The sequence below is a fragment of the Cupriavidus ulmosensis genome (assembly GCF_977008105.1).
Genome location: NZ_CDRMWP010000001.1, coordinates 1 through 18,743, shown reverse-complemented (window position 1 = coordinate 18,743; position 18,743 = coordinate 1). Strand labels below are relative to the sequence as shown.

Annotated in this window: 14 protein-coding genes; 3 read left to right on the top strand and 11 right to left on the bottom strand. The window is 60.9% G+C overall.

What is annotated here, in order from left to right:
- Positions 1-104 precede the first annotated feature (104 nt).
- Positions 105-365, bottom strand: coding sequence for a hypothetical protein (locus ACWTPI_RS00070; RefSeq protein WP_454730667.1), 261 nt, complete (start codon positions 363-365; stop codon positions 105-107).
- Between ACWTPI_RS00070 and ACWTPI_RS00065 the strand changes: the two genes are divergently transcribed.
- Entirely contained in the window at positions 364-1,611 is a 1,248-nt protein-coding gene (locus ACWTPI_RS00065; RefSeq protein ID WP_439672887.1) for an ISL3 family transposase, read from the top strand. The two genes, ACWTPI_RS00070 and ACWTPI_RS00065, sit on opposite strands and share 2 nt — an antisense overlap.
- Here ACWTPI_RS00065 and ACWTPI_RS00060 read toward each other — a convergent pair.
- The 3 genes from ACWTPI_RS00060 to ACWTPI_RS00050 form a co-directional block, all read right to left on the bottom strand.
- Positions 1,560-1,802 (bottom strand): hypothetical protein, encoded by a 243-nt coding sequence (locus tag ACWTPI_RS00060; protein ID WP_454730666.1) that lies wholly within the window; start codon positions 1,800-1,802, stop codon positions 1,560-1,562. The genes ACWTPI_RS00065 and ACWTPI_RS00060 overlap by 52 nt on opposite strands.
- Positions 1,803-1,857: 55 nt before the next feature.
- The gene (locus ACWTPI_RS00055; protein WP_020204191.1) at positions 1,858-2,181 is read right to left on the bottom strand and encodes a hypothetical protein; all 324 of its coding nucleotides are present in this window, start codon (positions 2,179-2,181) and stop codon (positions 1,858-1,860) included.
- Positions 2,182-2,328: 147 nt separating this feature from the next.
- A complete protein-coding gene (locus ACWTPI_RS00050; RefSeq protein ID WP_454730665.1) occupies positions 2,329-3,111 on the bottom strand; it encodes a trypsin-like peptidase domain-containing protein in 783 nt (260 codons plus the stop codon).
- Positions 3,112-3,584: 473 nt separating this feature from the next.
- Between ACWTPI_RS00050 and ACWTPI_RS00045 the strand changes: the two genes are divergently transcribed.
- Together ACWTPI_RS00045 and cynS are read left to right on the top strand one after the other, a co-directional pair.
- Positions 3,585-4,250, top strand: coding sequence for a carbonic anhydrase (locus ACWTPI_RS00045; RefSeq protein WP_059411005.1), 666 nt, complete (start codon positions 3,585-3,587; stop codon positions 4,248-4,250).
- 45 nt (positions 4,251-4,295) lie between these two features.
- On the top strand, positions 4,296-4,766 hold the full coding sequence (gene cynS, locus ACWTPI_RS00040) for a cyanase (protein WP_020204195.1): 471 nt from the start codon (positions 4,296-4,298) through the stop codon (positions 4,764-4,766).
- 271 nt (positions 4,767-5,037) lie between these two features.
- On the opposite strand, the gene ACWTPI_RS00035 is transcribed toward cynS, so the two are convergent.
- The 7 genes from ACWTPI_RS00035 to dnaA all read right to left on the bottom strand — a co-directional run.
- The gene (locus ACWTPI_RS00035) at positions 5,038-5,778 is read right to left on the bottom strand and encodes a hypothetical protein (protein ID WP_454730664.1); all 741 of its coding nucleotides are present in this window, start codon (positions 5,776-5,778) and stop codon (positions 5,038-5,040) included.
- 207 nt (positions 5,779-5,985) lie between these two features.
- Positions 5,986-8,130, bottom strand: coding sequence for a DUF2357 domain-containing protein (locus ACWTPI_RS00030; RefSeq protein ID WP_454730663.1), 2,145 nt, complete (start codon positions 8,128-8,130; stop codon positions 5,986-5,988).
- A gap of 146 nt (positions 8,131-8,276) precedes the next feature.
- Positions 8,277-11,027, bottom strand: a complete 2,751-nt coding sequence (locus ACWTPI_RS00025) for an MrcB family domain-containing protein (RefSeq protein ID WP_029043853.1) — start codon at positions 11,025-11,027, stop codon at positions 8,277-8,279.
- Between the two features lie 142 nt (positions 11,028-11,169).
- Positions 11,170-11,646, bottom strand: a complete 477-nt coding sequence (locus ACWTPI_RS00020) for a TIGR02391 family protein (RefSeq protein WP_196812900.1) — start codon at positions 11,644-11,646, stop codon at positions 11,170-11,172.
- A gap of 798 nt (positions 11,647-12,444) precedes the next feature.
- On the bottom strand, positions 12,445-14,976 hold the full coding sequence (gyrB, locus tag ACWTPI_RS00015; protein WP_059410985.1) for a DNA topoisomerase (ATP-hydrolyzing) subunit B: 2,532 nt from the start codon (positions 14,974-14,976) through the stop codon (positions 12,445-12,447).
- 224 nt (positions 14,977-15,200) lie between these two features.
- Positions 15,201-16,316: a DNA polymerase III subunit beta gene (dnaN, locus tag ACWTPI_RS00010; RefSeq protein WP_020204199.1), complete on the bottom strand. Its 1,116-nt coding sequence runs from the start codon at positions 16,314-16,316 to the stop codon at positions 15,201-15,203.
- 672 nt (positions 16,317-16,988) lie between these two features.
- On the bottom strand, positions 16,989-18,743 hold a 1,755-nt coding region (gene dnaA / locus ACWTPI_RS00005), incomplete at its 5' end, for a chromosomal replication initiator protein DnaA (protein WP_020204200.1).

The following is an 18,743-nucleotide window of genomic DNA, read 5'->3' as shown; positions in this document are numbered from 1 at the left end:
CGTCGAGGTGCCGGGAGATCAACGGACCTCCGTACTTGTGAATTTGGTGGAGAACGAGCGTGCGGGCATCCATGGCGGCCGCGTCCGGGTCTTCGTGGCGGACCTCAATGAGATGCTCCGCCGAGCATCCAGAGGTGATCGCGGTGATAATTCAACGTTTTGCGCGCATATCCCAGTGTGAGCAGGTGTTGCAGGAAAGGCGTGAACACTTCGACGAGTGCCTGCCCGGGCGGGAGGTCCTGGTCATCGAAACGCCAGGACGCGGGCCAGTTCTGCAGGTCCGGCACGTAACGCGCCAACGCATCCTGGTCCGGGGCGACAATAGCGACTTTTTTGCCCTTGCCGCTTGGGGCCGCGCTAACCATGTTGCTGACTCGCTTGCTCAACGCCTGCCACCATTTTCCCGGTTTTGTCTATGAAGGTGCGCGGCTGTGCGAAGCAACCCAGTCCATCGAGATCGAGGTACGACCGCGCAAGGGTTCCAAGGCGATCTGCTCATGCTGTAGCCAGCCTGCGCGGGGTTACGACACGCTTGCGCAGCGCAGGTTCGAGTTTATTCCAGTCTGGGGTTTTGCAGTGTTCCTGCTTTACACCATGCGGCGCGTCGATTGTCGTGACTGTGGCGTGAAGGTCGAAGCCCTGCCGTGGGCCAGTGGCAAGCACACGCTCACCCGAGCGTACATGCTGTTCCTGGCGCAGTGGGCACGCAAGCTGTCGTGGAGGGAGACGGCACAAAGCTTCCGCACCAGTTGGGAGAAAGTCTTCAACGCAGTGGAGTGGGTGGTCGACTGGGGGCTGGCCCATCGCGAAGTCGGTACGATCCGCGCCTTTGGCGTCGATGAGATTCAGTATGGTCGTGGACACAAGTACCTCACACTGGTCTACCAGATCGAGGCCGGCTGCACGCGCCTGCTCTGGGTCGGGCAGGAGCGCACGAAAGAAAGCTTCTCGAAGTTCTTCGCCATGATCGGAAAACAGGTATGTGAGAAGGTCGAGTTCGTCTGCTCTGACATGTGGAAGCCCTATCTCGAGATGATCGCGCTGCATTGCCCCAACGCACTGAACATCCTGGATCGCTTCCACATCGTTGCCAAGATGAACAAGGCGATCGATGAGGTTCGCGCCGAGGAAAGTCGCCGCATGAGCCGCGACGGATACGAGCCAGTGCTCAAGAAGTCCCGCTGGTGCCTGCTCAAGCGGCAGGAAAATCTGACCGACAAACAGCGGGTGCGTCTGCGCGATCTGCTGCAATACAACTTGCGGACCGTGCGGGCCTGGCTGCTCAAGGAAGAGTTCCAGCAACTCTGGGATTACATCTCGCCCGAGTGGGCCGGCAAATTCCTCGACCAGTGGTGTACCCAAGTGATGCGCTCGCGCATCGAGCCGATGAAGAAGTTCGCCCGCACCGTGCGTGTCCACCGTGAACTGATCCTCAACTACTTCCGTGCGCGCAAGCAGTTCTCCAGCGGCGTCGTCGAGGGTCTGAACAATAAGGCCAAAGTCACCATGAGAAAAGCGTACGGCTTCCGGACCTTCAGAGCCACGGAAATCGCGCTATATCATGCACTTGGGAACCTTCCGGAGCCTCCGGGCACCCACACATTTTCCTGACGATCCTCGGTTTCCAGGCGGAACACCTTGGTGCGCTCGCCGCCGGGCCGGTAGCCCTCGCGGCAGATCACCACCGACGCGGTGAAGCTGCGGTCCGGCTTGGCGCGCGGCCACGACTGGGCGGGCTGGACCTTGTAGACCAGCGGATAAAGATCGAAGCCCTTGTAGCTCGCGCTAGGCGTATTGTTCACGTCGTTTGCTCCATGCGGCAGCGTTGCCGTCGGCCGCGCCATCCCGGCGCCAGGGTCAGAACGGAACCAGGCGATCGATCACGATGACGATCACCCCGTCGGCCCCGCTCATCCGGCTGTGCGAGCCCAGCCGTGCGCGCAGGAACGCGTCCAGGCCGCGCTGCAGTTGATATAAGGCGCACTGGTCCGCGTGGCGCAATTGCTCCGCGGCCTCGTGCGCGATTTCGATCTCCACCTTCCTGGCCGACCAGTTGCGGCTGCTGGTATCGGGAATCTGCCAGTTGGCGTTGACCACATGCCGCCGCACCGTCCAGGTACGCACGTCCTGGCCCGTGATCTCGTCGAGCACAGGCTTGATGAAAGCCACCAGGTCCAACATAGGCCCCCTCGCACGGCGCCCCGCCAGGCAGCGGGGCCTGCGCGGCACGCAAGGCGGCAACACGGCACCTGGCCGCGAGCGGGATGCCGGACGGGCTGGCGACGCAAAGCGCCGGGATTGCCCACGTTCCGGCCCAAGTACCCCACTCTACTCCGAAGCGCGCGGCAGCGACGATCTTATTTTGCCGCCGGCGGCGCGCGCCGGCGCGGTCAGCGTCAGCAGCATGTCCGCGTACCAGGCCGAGTTCAGGCCCAGCGCCTCGTCCTCGGCGAGGTCGCGCGTGCCCACGTCGAAGCGCGCCGAATGCACGCCCAGCAGCAGCCACGGCAGGTCATGCCGCTTGCCGCGCGTGCCGCGCATGCGCATCACCACCGGCGCGCCGCTGGTGCCGCGGTGCGTGCGCGCGTCGGTCAGGAAAAAGCCCTGCCCCTGGAAGCGCAGGCCGAACGCCGACGCCACCACCGCCTGCCGCGCCACCGGCAGGTGATGCAGGGCATCGTGGAAACCCAGCGGAAAACCGACGATCAGCAGCGAATCGCCCACCTCCACGTGATCCGAGGTCTGCACCAGGTGGTCCGGCGTGAACGCGCGGTACACCAGGCCCGCCGGCAGCGCGCTGCGTTCCAGCTCCACCACCGCCACGTCCACCGGGCCGCCGCCATCCTCGCCGATGCGCCAGACCGCCACGCCGTCGCGATACAGCGGAATCGAGAAGCCGATCGAATTGGCCATGTTGCCGGCCTCGCGGTGCAGCTCGATCTCGATGCGGTCCGGATGATGGCCGGAAGGCTCGTCGAAGACCACGTGGCGGCTTGTCACCACGAACAGATGGTTGTCGCGCTCGAAGAAAAATCCGCTGGCATTGGCGATGCCTTGCTGGCCGTCGAAGGACGAAACGCGGACCGCGGAAAGCAGGATGGATTCGACCATAGGTTCCAAGAAAGCAGGACGTTGCACGCCGCGGTGGTTTCGCGCGCGGGCGGGGCGGAGAATCCGGCGCGGGCGGGAGCCGGGGCCGGTCATGGCCGCGGCATGGCCTTGTTGTCATGTGCCTTGTCGGGGACGCACGTGGGCATTGTCGCCGCAATTGGGCACCGCGGGCGGGATTTACCCGCGATGGATGGAATGCGCCGGTACGCGGCAAGCACATCGGACGACACCGCAGCGCGCGGGACGCGCCATCGGCCTCCGCCCTGCTCGCGGCCAATGGCGACATATAGTCCATGCGTCACATATCAAACCGCCCTGAACTTCTTTCCTCCAGAGCGAGCGCGAAAATGAGCGCCACCGTCAAACTATTGACATGGCCTATGGACCGGATAACAAACCGGTCTTGGACCTATCGGCCGATTCCCGCCATCCTTGCGCCATCGAATCACGGCACACACCGATGGAGCAGGACCATGCAAGACATCGTCGACGGCGTACTGAAGTTCCAGCGTGACGCCTTCCCGCAGCGCTCGGACCTGTTCAAGCGGCTGGCCAACGGCCAGAGCCCCGCCACGCTGTTCATCGCCTGCTCCGACAGCCGGGTCGTGCCCGAGCTGCTCACGCAGCGCGAGCCGGGCGAGCTGTTCGTCATCCGCAATGCCGGCAACATCGTGCCCGCCTACGGCGTGCAGCCCGGCGGCGTGTCGGCCAGCGTGGAATACGCGGTGGCCGGGCTCAACGTCACCGACATCGTGATCTGCGGCCATTCCGACTGCGGCGCCATGACCGCCGTAGCCACGTGCCAGTGCCTCGACCACATGCCAGCCGTGAAAGGCTGGCTGCATCACGCGGACGCCGCCAAGGCGGTCAACGAAGCGCGCGAGCACGCATCCACGCGCGCCCGCGTGGACTCGATGGTGCGCGAGAACGTCATCGCCCAGCTGGCCAACCTCAAGACCCACCCCACCGTGGTGCTCGCGCTCGAACAAGGCCGCATGACGCTGCACGGCTGGGTCTACGACATCGAGACAGGCACGATCGACGCGCTGGACGGCAACACCGGCCAGTTCGTCTCCCTCGCGGCGCATCCCGACGTGGCCGCGACGCCCCCGGTCAGGCGCGCACAGAGCGCCACCTGAATGCCCCGCCCCGTTTTCCACTCCCATCCGTCCCAAGGAACAGCCATGACCCAATCCCAATACAGCCAGGCCCCGCGCCAGGCCCTGAGCGACCGCATCATCGACGCCAAGATCCGCAAGGGCCTGACGTTCGAGCAGATCAACGAAGGCACCGGCCTGAGCGTGGCCTTCGTCACCGCCGCGCTGCTGGGCCAGCACCCGCTGCCCGCCGACGCCGCCAAAATCGTGGCCGCCAGGCTGGACCTGGACGACGACGCGGTGCGCCAGTTGCAGACCATCCCCCTGCGCGGCAGCATCCCCGGCGGCGTGCCGACCGACCCGACCATCTACCGCTTCTACGAGATCGTGCAGATCTACGGCTCCACGCTCAAGGCGCTGGTGCACGAGCAGTTCGGCGACGGCATCATCAGCGCGATCAACTTCAGGCTTGATATCAAGAAGGTGGAAGATCCCGAAGGTGGCCACCGTGCGGTGATCACGCTGGATGGCAAGTATTTGCCGACCAAGCCGTTTTGAGCGTTTTGCTGGCGGATGGGTGTGCGGGCCTTGCGAGGTATTCGTCCGCTGCGTCGCGCGCGGCCTGGCGATTCGACAGTCATATGGAATTGCCTGCTGTGAGCCTGCAGCATCCACCACCAGGCGAGCCACGGGCCACAACGTCAATGCCAGTGCACCCGCGCTGAGCCAGCACTTACTGAGCACCCTCCGCTCCGCCGGCCGATGACTAGCCGATGAAACCGTGAGAGGCGATGGCAGAGATGAGGGCTGTATCAGGACGGCAAGGACATCATGTTGACGTCTTAGCCATCTCCGGCTGAATTGCGGCGTGCTTCAGTATTACCGCCAAGCGCTCAAGCGTAAAGGCAACATCAAGGAAGCGCAGCGCCAGCACGTAAAAGAACACGGCAATGGATGTCGCTGTCAGCCAGATGAAGGAAGGGACCCCATCCTGGTGGAACTTGATTAGCGCCACTGATGCAGATGCCACAACGGGAATCACTCCGACTTTATCAAGCGCTCCGACGAAACACGCCAGCCGTGAACGCAGTTGCGAACTAACGGCCGTCACATAATCCTGTGCAAAGTGAATCTGATCAGGGGTGTATGTCTTGCGAATCGTAGAAATCGTCCCATACCAGACACTCATCCGTTTGCTCACCCCTTCCAGCATGTCGACTTCAACCGTTTTCCATTCTTGCAAGAAACCCTTCGCACTGGATACCCCAGAGCCGACTGCCGCAAGAGCGCCGAACACAAGTGCCCCAAGAGACAAATAGGAAACCCACACGGGTGCACCTCGCTCGGCTGCGACTGCGGTGACCCATGCGCATAACATTGCCGCCAAGCAAGCACATAGAAGTCTGTTCTGGTAGCGTGGCGTTGACCCGCTGCTCTTGCCATCCTGCCCTGCCGACACCACTGCCCTGAGTTCAACCATGAGCGCCTCAAGAGTGGGGGCTTCCTTCTGGGCAGTGACCTCGGGCGGCATGTTGTTGTCTTCCATCTTGATCGCGGTCGATGAAGGCACACTCAGTCTCCTATGTTTGCGTTTCGGCAGTAGAACGTACCTTCTGCCGTCGCCTGTGAGGGGCTATGAACGAAGTCCCGACACATTGGAGGCTAGGCTTATGTTGCAATGTGGGCTATCCGCGCCGAGTTGAGCGATCCACCCACGGGTTACCAGAAAAACTCTAGCAATGCGAAAGGCGGCAAATTGACCATGATGCGTCCCTAGTCATAAATTGCGACCGACCCGATGCACTACCTCCCATGACGTACCAAGGGGTTCACCACGCAAGAGCCCCTTCCGTTGAACATATTCGTCAAGTTTGCTAGGGGAGATGCCAATCAGCCACTGAGGCTGGTCAAGCCAATGGAGCTGAACACACCAATACGCGCCGTGGGGTTTCGGGTAATCCATTGCGCTCATACCTTCTGATAATATTTCTTCCGCATCCGACACAATCCGAGCCAATGCAATTTGTTCTGTCGCCGGGCAATAGAGAAGCAGAAGCTGGGCGTAAAGTAAGGCAGCGTCGGCTCGAACGCCTCCAGGCCTTCCTTCTGCTCGCACGTTGTAGACCTTGTGTTCTTGAATCCACGCCCAATGCTCTGCACTTTTCACAAAACCGAGCAGCACACTTGTTTCGGGAAGTGGCAGCAGAAGGCGATCTGCCAAACCACTCGGATATGACGCTCCATGCATCTCTTCGAGCCAGTGTCGTCCTCTCTCATGCATCGTCAAACGAGTAGCAACGTGATCCAGCACGTCCCCGATAAACCGCTTTAATGCCGGCGCGCCGCTTGCGTTGCCGATGTCTGTTGGGCGAAGTACGAAGGCACCGAGACCGGGCAGCAACTCGTGATATTCGAGGAACTGCTGATTGTGTAGCTCCTCATCCCCGCCGGGATAAAGAACATAAGCCCCCGCCGTCCTGCGGATTGCATCCCGATAAGCGTGCATTTTCAGCAGATCTGCTCGTAGCACACCACCGCGCTCCAATCCGATCGGCGTGTCCTGCTCAATGGCATCGCTCCCATCCTCATCGCCTTGACCGAATATCTCTTTGACAAAATCAACTCGGTACTTGGCATCGAAGTGGAGCACGATCGGCTCGAAGACTGCCTTTTCCCCATTTGCGGGACTGATCAGAAGGGAATAGTCCGGCCTCATGGGCCGGGTCCATGAAGCAACACGCCCAGAGCCGAGACGGTATGTTCTGTTGAAGCACAGCTCAATGGCCATACGCCGGCCAAAGCGCTCCACCTCCCCCTTGAGGACAGTCTCCACACCCGATTGAATCCCGACAGTCAGCCCATCCGGTCGAGACTGAACAAGCGGCCCCATGTCGAAGGTCTGGCCGACTAGGTCCGCAACAACCTGCGCAAGCTGAATGAATGCCCAGTACTCATACAAGGTGGCGACGTCACGCTGCCCCGCGGCATGATCATCGGATGAGTCGCGCCACGACAAACGTGCGGCAAATTCCAGCTCGACGTATGCCTTAAAGATGTCCCGATAGCCCTCGCGCTTCTGGAGCACTTGGTCATCCGCAGGGAAGCGTACGATCCTACCGACTTCGGCAAACAGGTCATGGTGAAGAACCTCTTCCAACTGGATCATCACTGCAGCAATCTCGCGCCGGCCGCGAATAGCGGCTGGTGTGGGCTTTCCCGCCGCGAGTCCTCTGTCAATGTCACCAAGAAGTTGGGACCAATGCTCTAGCGCAAACTTCACAAAGCGGTTGGGCGTGGTGTCATGCGTTGCCTCCGTCCGCTTTCGTTCGAGGAGAGCAGGCACCGAGTAGATAGGTCCATCGGGCCATGCTGACCGCGCACCCGCTTTAGCGAGCTGCCGGAGGACATGCGAATCTGCGTGAATGCCCATTCCCGGGCGAACCGTGTCACCAACAGACTCCCATGCTGTATGCGGACGGCGGAGAATTTCACGGATGGCGCTTTGGAAGTTTTCGCTTTCGAATAGCGCTCGCAGGAAGGTAAAGCGTTGATATAGCGTGACTGCGTCGCGCATCTCATCCTGCTCGAAACGGGTGTCGCTGACGGCGAAGCGATCCATCACCAGCTCAGTCATGCGCTCTGCAATGTCGCGAAGCATCCATCGATACTCGGACAAATAGCTGAGCTTACGCGAACGTACTTCGAGCTCCAGCTCACCAAGTACTTCTGACTCGTCGCGCAACACGACACGCACTGTGCCTGTTGCTAGCCCAGGACGCAGCCGACCGGTCAGCCCTTCCGTTGTGTCAGGTTGAAAGATCTCTTCTGGATCGGCGAGAACAACCTCTGTTGTTGGGGCAAGTGGCTTCCACGTGTACCGGTACTCCATCCCCTCGAGCACTTCTATGGCGCCAGCTTTCACGCCCGGGTCTGGTAACTCACTGGCCGCCCAGAGCGATGAGAAGGACGCTCCTCCTCTGCGTGGCAACACCGCGATGTGCAATATTGCAGTGATCTCCCCCGACGAGTTGCGCAGAACAGCATGAGCTTCTGTGACGGCGTGCACGGCTACTCTGTGAAACTGGCAAACTGATTGGCGCGCAGGCCGCGAAGCATACGCATCGTCTTTGCATACGCGGTCGGCAACGCTGCACCCTGCGCGGGAAACGCCTCAACACCGGCCGCGTGCAGCTTGTCATCAGTTACGATGACTTCAGGCAAGTCCCGGCAATACTGGCCAAGCGCGAGCAACGGTAGCTCCAGCCTGCGGCGTGACCCGTGTAGGCGGGGCAAGATCTTCTGCATCACGATGCGGTCCAGCAACGAATGCAAGCCAGAGATGCCGGCCCCTTCTGCCAACGATGCGAAGCGAACAGCCTCGTAGAACACCCGATGACCAAACTCCAAACCATAACGACTCAGCAGCTCGTGCAGCTTGCGGAGGTGGCTTGTGAGCTCATCAAGGGATTCGCCCTGACGATCGAGATGCCAGTTATCGTCTTGCGCAATGCTCAAGAGACCTCGGACTAACTCGGGGTCGCCGGGAGCGCAGGGGACAGGTTTGCGCATTTCAAGCGCGAGGTCACTTGTGTGGACGCGAAACTCGAAGGTATTCGCCCGGTCCAGCACCTTCGGCGAGAACATGTAGGTAGTCTCGTCGATATTGACAGTACCGACAATCCAGAGATTGCGAGGGAAAGGAATCCTCATCCTCCCTGTATTCCGTACTCGCCAGCAACCGTCGGCGCCCTTATGCAAGTTCGGCAGACAGTCCTTGCCAGACTCCATCCCTGATAACACGTCGGCGAAGTAGCGCTCGACGTGCGCGAGGTTCATCTCGTCCAACAGCAACACATGGGGGTGTTGAGAGTCTGCCGCCGCCTTCAGCATGAACTCAAGTGGAGCGGGAACCGACCAAGCTGCTCGTCCGTCGACCTCCCGTTTGAGTGCGTCCTCATAGCCGAACAACGCTTCCGCACCAGTCCAGTCCGGACGGACAGCGGCAACGTGTAGCCGATCCTTGCCCAGCCATTCCCCGAAGCGCATGGCAATTTGCGTTTTGCCGGAGCCAGATAGGCCAGTTAAGATGACCAATGGCTTCGTGACAAGGCTGGAAATGAACGCGGAAATCAGTGAGTCATGTTGCTCGCCAAATTGCACACCAGAAGCCCGCAGGGCATCCCCGAATGACTGCACCGATTCACGCAGGTCAGCTCGCATTGGCAACTGTACGTCAGTTGAGTCCGCGTCCTGGGCGGGTTCCGTCGGTAAGTCAGCAGCATCTTCCGCGGACAGAACGCGTTGATAGACATCGATTACGTCATCGAGATGCTGTGTCAGCTCAGCGATTGGCAAGGGCTGAGTGACATCGTAAGCTGCGCGAACAAAGGACGCGCCGTATCGGTCTGGCGCGTGTCCATAGTGGCTTCTGAACCATGCATTTACCGTTTGCGCGCCCCCGAGATCTCCCCAACTCAGTCGGGCTGGCCCTTCCTCACTGACGCCATAGCAGAGAAGAAGTTGCCGCTTGTCACGGAAGAGGAGGAGCACTGGATAGACCCCCTCCGAAACCGACTGGCCATCACCAAGAAATGCAATCCAGGGGATTCTGGCGAAATTGCCCTTCCCAAAGCTCACTCGAACTTTGAGGCCTTGATATTCGCGTAGATAGCCTTGTGCACTGAGATCCTTGCCTGCGTCGGCTTGCTCGAGAAAGCGATCGAGCAGCTCAGCAACGCCGCTCGGAGATTCGATCTTCGGTTGAATCTCGAACCCAAGCCTGCGCAAGAGACGGAATGCTGGTGACTCCTCCCCTCCTGAGAAATTAGCGCGATCCAGCGGCTCGCCAGTGGCGTGCTTTACCGCGAGCGACAATACAAGCTTGGGTGGATAACGGTGACCGCCGTCAACAAGGTCGTAGCCAGTTGATTCTGCATCTTTTGGAACGCCGTCACGTTGGATCTCTTCAAGTGCCTGACGGATATGTTCGGCAGCCACACCCTCCGTTGCTGCGGCAAACGTCTCGCTCTTCCATTCGCCCTTGAGAGGCGGCACGTAGTAGTCAAGCTGCGTGGTGCCTCGCTCCGCCTCGAGCTGCTTGCGAATGGACTGAAGCTCACGATCCAATTGAAGCGCGTCCATTCGATTCACTTCGCGGCGATCGTGCTTTGAGTAATGACGAACGATGGTCTTGCGATCGTTCTGACCGAAGATGCGCTCGAAATCGTCGGGGAACAGTAGGAAGAGCAGCATGTGGCGAAACTGCCTCACCTCCCAATCAGGCACTTGCTTGAGCCATTCATCAAACTTCCAGCCGTCCGCCACCAATTGCTGCTGCTCAGTGGCATCAAGCGCGCGGAACTTGCGCATGAAGTTGACAAGGAACGCGAGCTCCCGCCATTGATTCTGGTTGAAGCCGGGGCCAGCGCTACCGACACCAGCCAGCACGTCGTCGTCTAGCCATCGCGAGTTCGAAGGAACTGCCTCTCCCGTCCAAGCCCAAATAGCCTGGACGGTCTTGCGCTTGTGCGCAGCGGTGAGGCTACTGGGGCAGAGATACATGAGCCACATCATCTCTGCCACTAGCAACTTTGCCGCGCTCTCTGCCGGCGCAAGTTGTTGCTCTAGCTTTTCAAAGAAAGTCCCTTTCCCCAGATCCGGCCGCTGCACGAAGTAGTAATCAATCTGGTCTAGTAGCGGCGAGGTCCAAAGCTGGTGACTAGTGAGCACCGAGCCGCCGCCAAGTAGGCATGAGCTGCGCCAATGCTCGGCCGCATCCAGAATTGACTTGGAATCATCATCCCCACAATACCGACTCATTCCGTCTCACCTTTGATCACCAATCAGTCTATCGATTGCTATCGAAAAATTTTGCATAGTACACGCGTTTCAGACGTCTAACCGCAGCGTACCTTCAATGTGAAGGAACGAATACCCTTGTAACGAAATATGTACCGGTCAACTAGCTCGACTCGGAGTCAGTCTTTAGAGGAAGTCGCGTCACAGCTGCTCTCTCCAGCAAATAGAGCTGATTAAGAAGAAGAAACTCTGCCAGCTCCGCAGACCTGTCGGAGTCCACCTCTTTATGTGCCCGAGGATTACGATACGCCATGTAGACAGCAGCGAATAGCTGGCCGCGCCCCTTCTGTTCCCCCGAGTCAAGACCGGGCCACGTCAGATGTGACTCCTCCCCCTGGAAGGCCATAGCAAATAACCGAGTGCTACTGGCATCCGTATTTAGGCGCAGTCTTATGATGTCCTCCAGACGACGGAACGCATTCAGAATGCTGCGATCGGGGTCGTTGAAGAATTCGGTTGCCAAATCAACAATCCGAGAATCAACAATCGCCCAGGGCATGACCGGCCTATAGAGCGCCCACGCGTCTTCACTCTTTGCATCGCCATATCCAGCATCATAGATATAGTCAAACCAACGCATTGGACGCACTACCTCACACGATTGTATAAGTACTATATCCCTTTTAGTAAGCGCTGAATCATCTATGCGATCCAGCAGAGCTTTTGACACACTGGATTCTTCTATGTCTACCCCATACGCCTGAAGCATGTGGAGTACTTTCGCAAATGCCCGAGGTCCTTCGCCACTATACCCGGAACGAAACCCGGACTTGATCGCTACAAGCTCATCACCACACAATGTAAGAAGTATGCAGTGGACATTGTTTGCGGTTAAAATTCTAGCCTCTTCGATTCGCTCATCAAATTGGATGAATCGCATAACGGCCTCAAGACAACTCGCGGAGACACCTGCTATCCCTGCGTATTGGATTGCTGCTAAGCCACCGTTCCGAGTCATCACGTTATCCCTTTCGAGTAGTAAGAAACCATACTTAGCAGCGTACCATGCCGATTCAACGCATACATCGGTGGCGCAATTTCACTTTTCTCGAAGATTTACGAGTCAGCTGGATTCTTACCCTTGCTTGCATTGAAGTAGATGAGATCAACCTACATCGGTCGATCTTTCAACCACCTTTTGCATCAAGATCATCATCCACATCTAAGCGGACTATTTTGGATATAGCGAAAACTGAATTGTCACCCAGATCTACTATCTGCCGTCAAGTCGAGGGCGGCTCGGTGCCGCGAAACTAATAGAGAGAATCGGCGACCTAGTCAGCCACCGACGCCAGAAAGAAAAAAGGCCAGCTCAATGAGCTGGCCATTCTTTTTCCACGATTAAGTCGTAGCGGAAACGGCGGAATCTAGATACAGATCAAACATCAATATTCCGCGCCACAAGCGCATTACTTTCAATAAAATTCCTACGCGGCTCCACCTCATCCCCCATCAGCGTAGTAAAAATCTGATCGGCAGCAATAGCATCCTCAATCTGCACCTTAAGCAGCCGCCTTTGAGTCACGTCCAGTGTGGTCTCAAAAAGCTGCTCAGGATTCATCTCCCCCAGCCCCTTGTACCGCTGGCGAGAAACCCCACGCTCGGCCTCGGAAAGCAGCCACTGCATGGCGCCGTGGAAATCATTCACGGTCTGGTCGCGCAGCTTCTCGCCCTCCCCACGCCGCACCTTGGTGCCCTCGGGAATCAGCCCCTGGAAGGTCTTGGCGGCCAGTGACAGCGCTGCGTAGTCCGCGCCGTGGACGAAGTCCGCGTCCAGGTGGGACAGGCGCACGTTGCCGTGGTGGCGGCGGGCGATCATCAGGCGGTGCTTGTCGGTCTTCTCGTCGAACTGGGCGTAGACGTCCGCGGTGCCGTCGTCGTTGACGGCGGCGCCGAGCAGGGTCTTGGCGTGCATTTCGCTGAGCTTGGCCTTGAGCGCGGTGGCTGAGGCTTCGGCGGCGGCGGTGCTGTCGAGGTCGAGTTCCACGCCGTCGGCGATGGCGCGCAGGGCGTCGGCGTCGACGATGCGGGAGAGGCGGCCGATCACGCCTTCGGCGAGCTGGTACTGGCGGGCGAGTTCGGTGAGGGCGTCACCGGAGACTTCGCTGCCGTCCGGGTTGATCAGCGCGGCTTTTTCCATGGCCAGGCGCAGCAGGTAGGCGTTGAGCTCGTTGTCGTCCTTGATGTAGCGCTCTTCCTTGCCGTGCTTGATCTTGTAGAGCGGCGGCTGGGCGATGTACACGTAGCCGCGCTCGATGATGTCGGGCATCTGGCGGTAGAAGAACGTGAGCAGCAGGGTGCGGATGTGGGAGCCGTCCACGTCCGCGTCGGTCATGATGATGATGCGGTGGTAGCGCAGCTTTTCGAGGTTGTAGTCTTCCTTGCCGATGCCGGTGCCCAGCGCCGTGATGAGCGTGAGCACTTCCTGGCTGGAGAGCATCTTGTCGAAGCGGGCGCGTTCCACGTTGAGGATCTTGCCCTTGAGCGGCAGGATTGCCTGGAACTTGCGGTCGCGGCCTTGCTTGGCGGAGCCGCCTGCGGAGTCGCCCTCCACCAGGAAGAGTTCGGACTGGGCGGGGTCTTTTTCCTGGCAGTCGGCGAGCTTGCCGGGCAGGCCCATGCCGTCGAGCACGCCTTTGCGGCGGGTCATTTCGCGGGCCTTGCGGGCGGCTTCGCGCGCGCGCGCGGCGTCGACGATCTTGCCGCAGATGATCTTGGCGTCGCCGGGGGTCTCGAGCAGGAAGTCGGACAGTGCCTTGGCGACGAGTTCTTCCACGGGCAGGCGCACTTCGGAGGAGACCAGCTTGTCCTTGGTCTGGGAGCTGAACTTGGGCTCGGGCACCTTGACGGAGAGCACGCAGGCCAGGCCTTCGCGCATGTCGTCGCCGGTGGTCTCGACCTTGGCCTTCTTGGCGATCTCGTTTTCTTCGATGTACTTGTTGATGACGCGGGTCATCGCGGCGCGCAGGCCGGTGAGGTGGGTGCCGCCGTCGCGCTGCGGGATGTTGTTGGTGAAGCAGAGCACCTGCTCGTTGTAGCCGTCGTTCCACTGCATGGAGACTTCCACGGCGATCCCGTCTTTCTCGGTGTTGGCGTAGAAGATGTTCGGGTGCAGGGTGCTCTTGCCGCGGTTGATGTACTCGACGAAGCCTTTGACGCCGCCGGAGAAGGCGAAGTCTTCTTCCTTGCCGGTGCGCTGGTCGGTCAGGCGGATGTGCACGCCGTTGTTCAGGAACGAGAGCTCGCGGATGCGCTTGGAGAGGATCTCGTAGTGGAACTCGACGTGGGTGAAGATTTCCTCGTCGGCGAGGAAGTGGACTTCGGTGCCGCGCTTGTCGGTCGGGCCGATGATCTTCATCGGCGAGACTTCCACGGGCTGGCCGTCGGGGCCGGTGACGGTTTCCACCAGGCGGTTCTGCACCGCGCCTTGCGCGAATTCGAGCAGGTGGGCCTGGCCGTCGCGGCGCACGGTGAGGCGCAGCCACTTGGACAGGGCGTTGACGCAGGACACGCCCACGCCGTGCAGGCCGCCGGAGACCTTGTAGCTGTTCTGGTTGAACTTGCCGCCGGCGTGCAGCTCGGTCATGGCGATCTCGGCCGCGCTGCGCTTGGGTTCGTGCTTGTCGTCGAACTTGACCAGGGGCGGGATGCCGCGGCCGTTGTCGGTGATCGAGATCGAGTTGTCGCTGTGGATGGTGACCTGGATCTCGGTGCACCAGCCGGCCAGCGCCTCGTCGATGGAGTTGTCCAGCACTTCGAAGACGAGGTGGTGCAGGCCGGTGCCGTCGGACGTGTCGCCGATGTACATGCCCGGCCGCTTGCGCACCGCCTCCAGGCCTTCCAGGATCTGGATCGATCCTGCGCCGTAGCTGTTTTCCTGTTGCGGTTGCGGTTGTTGCTGTTCGGTCATGTTCTCTTACTCACGGCGAATGCGGCGTTTCGCGCGGCGCCCGGTCGGGCGCGCTGCGGATGGGCCGCATGGCGGGTTACATAAAAACGGCAAAAGGGGCGGATCGAGAGATCCGGCCCCTGCGTGCTGCGGTGCGTCTTTCGCCTGCCGGGCGAGAGCCGTAGCCTGCCGTTCGATGTTCCGGTGTTGCGTATGTTGTTTTCCTTTTACCTTCTACCGGATCATCAGATACGCATCGGCATGACGACGTACTTGAAGTTGTCGTCTTCCGGCACGGTGATCAGCGCGCTCGAATTGGAGTCGCCGAGGCTGACCTGCACTTGCTCGCTCTTGAGGTTGGCAAGGACGTCGAGCAGGTAGGTCACGTTAAAGCCGATGTCGAGGGCGTCGCCCGAATAGTCGAGCTCCAGCTCTTCCTGCGCCTCTTCCTGGTCGGCGTTGGTGGAGCTGATCTTGAGCACGTGCGTGTCGAGAATGCAGCGCACGCCCTTGAACTTGTCGGTGGTCAGGATGGCGGTGCGCTGCAGCGCCTGTTGCAGTTGCACGCGGTCGATGGCGAAGGCGTTCTTGTAGCCCTTCGGGATCACGCGCTGGAAATCGGGGAACTTGCCTTCCACCAGCTTGGAAATCAGTTCGATGTTGGCGAAGGTGAACTTGACCTGGTTGGCGGCGAGCTGCACCTGCACGGGATCGTCGTTGTCTTCGAGCAGGCGTTGCAGCTCGAGGATGGTCTTGCGCGGGATGATGACTTCCTGGCGCGCGCCTTCGCCGGTGGCGGCGGTGTCCAGTTCCACGCCGCAGTAGGCCAGGCGGTGGCCGTCGGTGGCGACCGCCATGACCTTCTTGCCGTCCACCACCAGCAGCATGCCGTTGAGGTAGTAGCGGATGTCCTGCTGGGCCATGGCGAAATGGACCATCGCGAGCAGGTGCTTGAAGGTCTTCTGCGGCAGGCTGACCGAGGCGCCGAACTCGCTGGCTTCGGCCACGGTCGGGAATTCCTCGGCGGCCAGGGTCTGCAGCGCGAAGCGGCTCTTGCCGGACTGCACGGTCATGCGCTTGTCGTTGAGCGACAGGGCGACTTCGCCGTCGGGCATGGCGCGCAGAATGTCGAGCAGCTTGCGGGCGGCCACGGTGGTGGCCACGCTGTCGCTGCCGACGCCGCATTCGGCGTGCGTGGTGATCTGGATCTCGATGTCGGTCGAGAGGAAGGAAACGCCCGCCCCGGACTTGCGAATCAGCAGGTTGGCCAGGATCGGGAGGGTGTGGCGGCGCTCCACGATGCCGCTCACGATTTGCAGCGGACGCAGCAGATTGTCTCGCGAGGTTTTGACCAATTGCATTGAATTTATCCTTCGTCGTTTGTAGTAAGCGACCGCGGGTTGCGCATTCCTCCCGGCGACTCCAAATTTACTTTGGAATCAAGGAGTTAATTTGCCATTGTACCAAGGATAAGCCGCTGCGGTGAAGCGGGAGAAGCGCGATCGGAGGTAAAAATTGTGCGACATCGCGCACAATTCTGGGGCTTGCCCGGCCTTGTTCCGGCCGCACCCTCCGCCCGCTCGTCCCGACTCACCGCAAAGCCTTAGCCCAGGCCGCTTTCGCGCCAATGACCGGCAACGCCCCGGCGATGCTTGCCGATTGATTCATGCGCCGGATCGTGCCCGGCGCGTACCCTACAGTATGCCAGCCCCGCGTGGCGGTTCCGGTAAATCCGTCCTTGCGGCACAAAGTGCCCCAGGCCTTGCTGCCGGGCGCCTGTTTCACGCCCGGTTTCGCGCCGTGTTTTGCTCCCCTCTCCCGCACGCGGGAGAGGGGTTGGGGGAGAGGGGCGGAGCTTCCACGAAGTGGCGGCCTTCGCCATTCGCAAACGCCCATCCTCTCCCCCGGCCCCTCTCCCACAAGTGGGAGAGGGGAGAACACCATCAGTCATGCTGGCGCCCCGCGGTACATCGCGGGAGAACACCTGCCGTCATGCCGGCCTCGTCGACGCACCGGCATGACATCGCCGCAACTCAACCCTTGAGCGTCTGCTCCAGCACGTGCAGCTCGTGGTTGAGCTGCGCGTCCTTGCTGCGTTCGTCGGCGATCTTGCGCACCGCGTGCAGCACGGTGGTGTGGTCGCGCCCGCCGAACAGCTCGCCGATTTCCGGCAGGCTCTTCTGCGTGAGTTCCTTGGCCAGGTACATGGCGATCTGGCGCGGCCGCGCGATGTTGGCGGGCCGCTTCTTGCTGTACATGTCCGCGACCTTGATGTTGTAGAAATCGGCGCAGGTCTTCTGGATGTTTTCCACGGAGATCTGGCGATTCTGCACGGTCAGCAGGTCCTTCAGCGCTTCGCGGGTGACATCGATGGTGATGTCCTTGCCGTGGAAGTTGGAGAAGGCCAGGATCTTGCGCAGCGCGCCTTCGAGCTCGCGCACGTTGGAGCGCAGGTGCTTGGCGACGAAGAAGGCGACTTCCTCGGGCACGCTCACGTTCTCGGCGGCGGCCTTCTTCATCAGGATGGCCACGCGCATTTCCAGCTCGGGCGGCTCGATGGCCACGGTCAGGCCGGAGTCGAAGCGCGAGATCAGGCGGTCGTCGATGCCGCTGATTTCCTTGGGGTAGGTATCGCTGGTGATGATGACCTGGGCCCGGTTGGCGATCAGCGCCTCGAACGCGTAGAAGAACTCTTCCTGCGTGCGGTTCTTGCCCGAGAAGAATTGAATATCATCGATCAGCAGCAGGTCGAGCGAGTGGTAGTAGCGCTTGAACTCGTCGAAGGCCTTGCGCTGGTACGCCTTGACCACGTCGGAGACGTACTGCTCGGCGTGGATGTAGCGGATGCGCGCGCGCGGGTTCTCCAGCAGCATGAAGTTGCCGATGGCGTGGATCAAGTGGGTCTTGCCCAGGCCCACGCCGCCATAGAGATACAGCGGGTTGTACGACTTGCCGGGGTTGTTGGCCACCTGGATGGCGGCGGCGCGCGCGAGCTGGTTGGCCTTGCCGGTGACGAAGTTATCGAACGTCAGGATCGGGTTCAGGCGCGAGCGCTCGTGCACCGTGTCGTTCTGCTGCTGGCCGCCCTGGCCATTGCCGGGATGGCCGCCCGGGTGATTGCCGGGGTGGCCGCCCTGGCCGCCGCCCGGCATGGGCTGCTGCGGCTGGGGCACGCGGTAGGAGCGGGCGCTGGCTTCGGCCGGGTCGAGCTGCGGCACGTCGATGTCGACCAGTTCGCCGACCATGCCGCCCATGCCGGCGCCCTGGCCGGCATGGCCCGCGTGGCCCGGATGAGCCGCCTGGGCCCCGGCGTAGCTGGCGGAGTAGGGCGCCTGCGCGCCGCGCTGGCCGCCCTGGCCGTTCTGGGCCGGCGCGGCGCCCTGGTGCATCGGGTTGCCGTAGCCGGGCTGCATGCCGGGCTGGCCGAAGTTCTGCGACAGCGGCTGGCCGGTGGGATAGCCGGGGCCGGCCTGCTGCGGCGCCATGCCGGGCTGGCCCGGCTGGCCGCCTTGCGGATAGCCGGCGGCGGCGCGGCCCGAGGCGGCGGGGTCGAGGACGAAGTGAACGCTGACGTTGGCCTCCCAGTACTCGCAGGCGAGCGCCGTGATGCGGCCGGAGAACTGGCTTTTCACCCAGTCGAGCTTGAAGCGGTTGGGCGCGGCAATGCGCAGCGCATGCGCTTCCTCGTCGAAGGCGACAGGCGCCAACGGCTTGATCCAGGTCTTGAACTGTTGCGGCGTCAGCTCGCGCTCGAGTTGCGCGGCTGCCGCCTGCCAGAAATCTTGCAT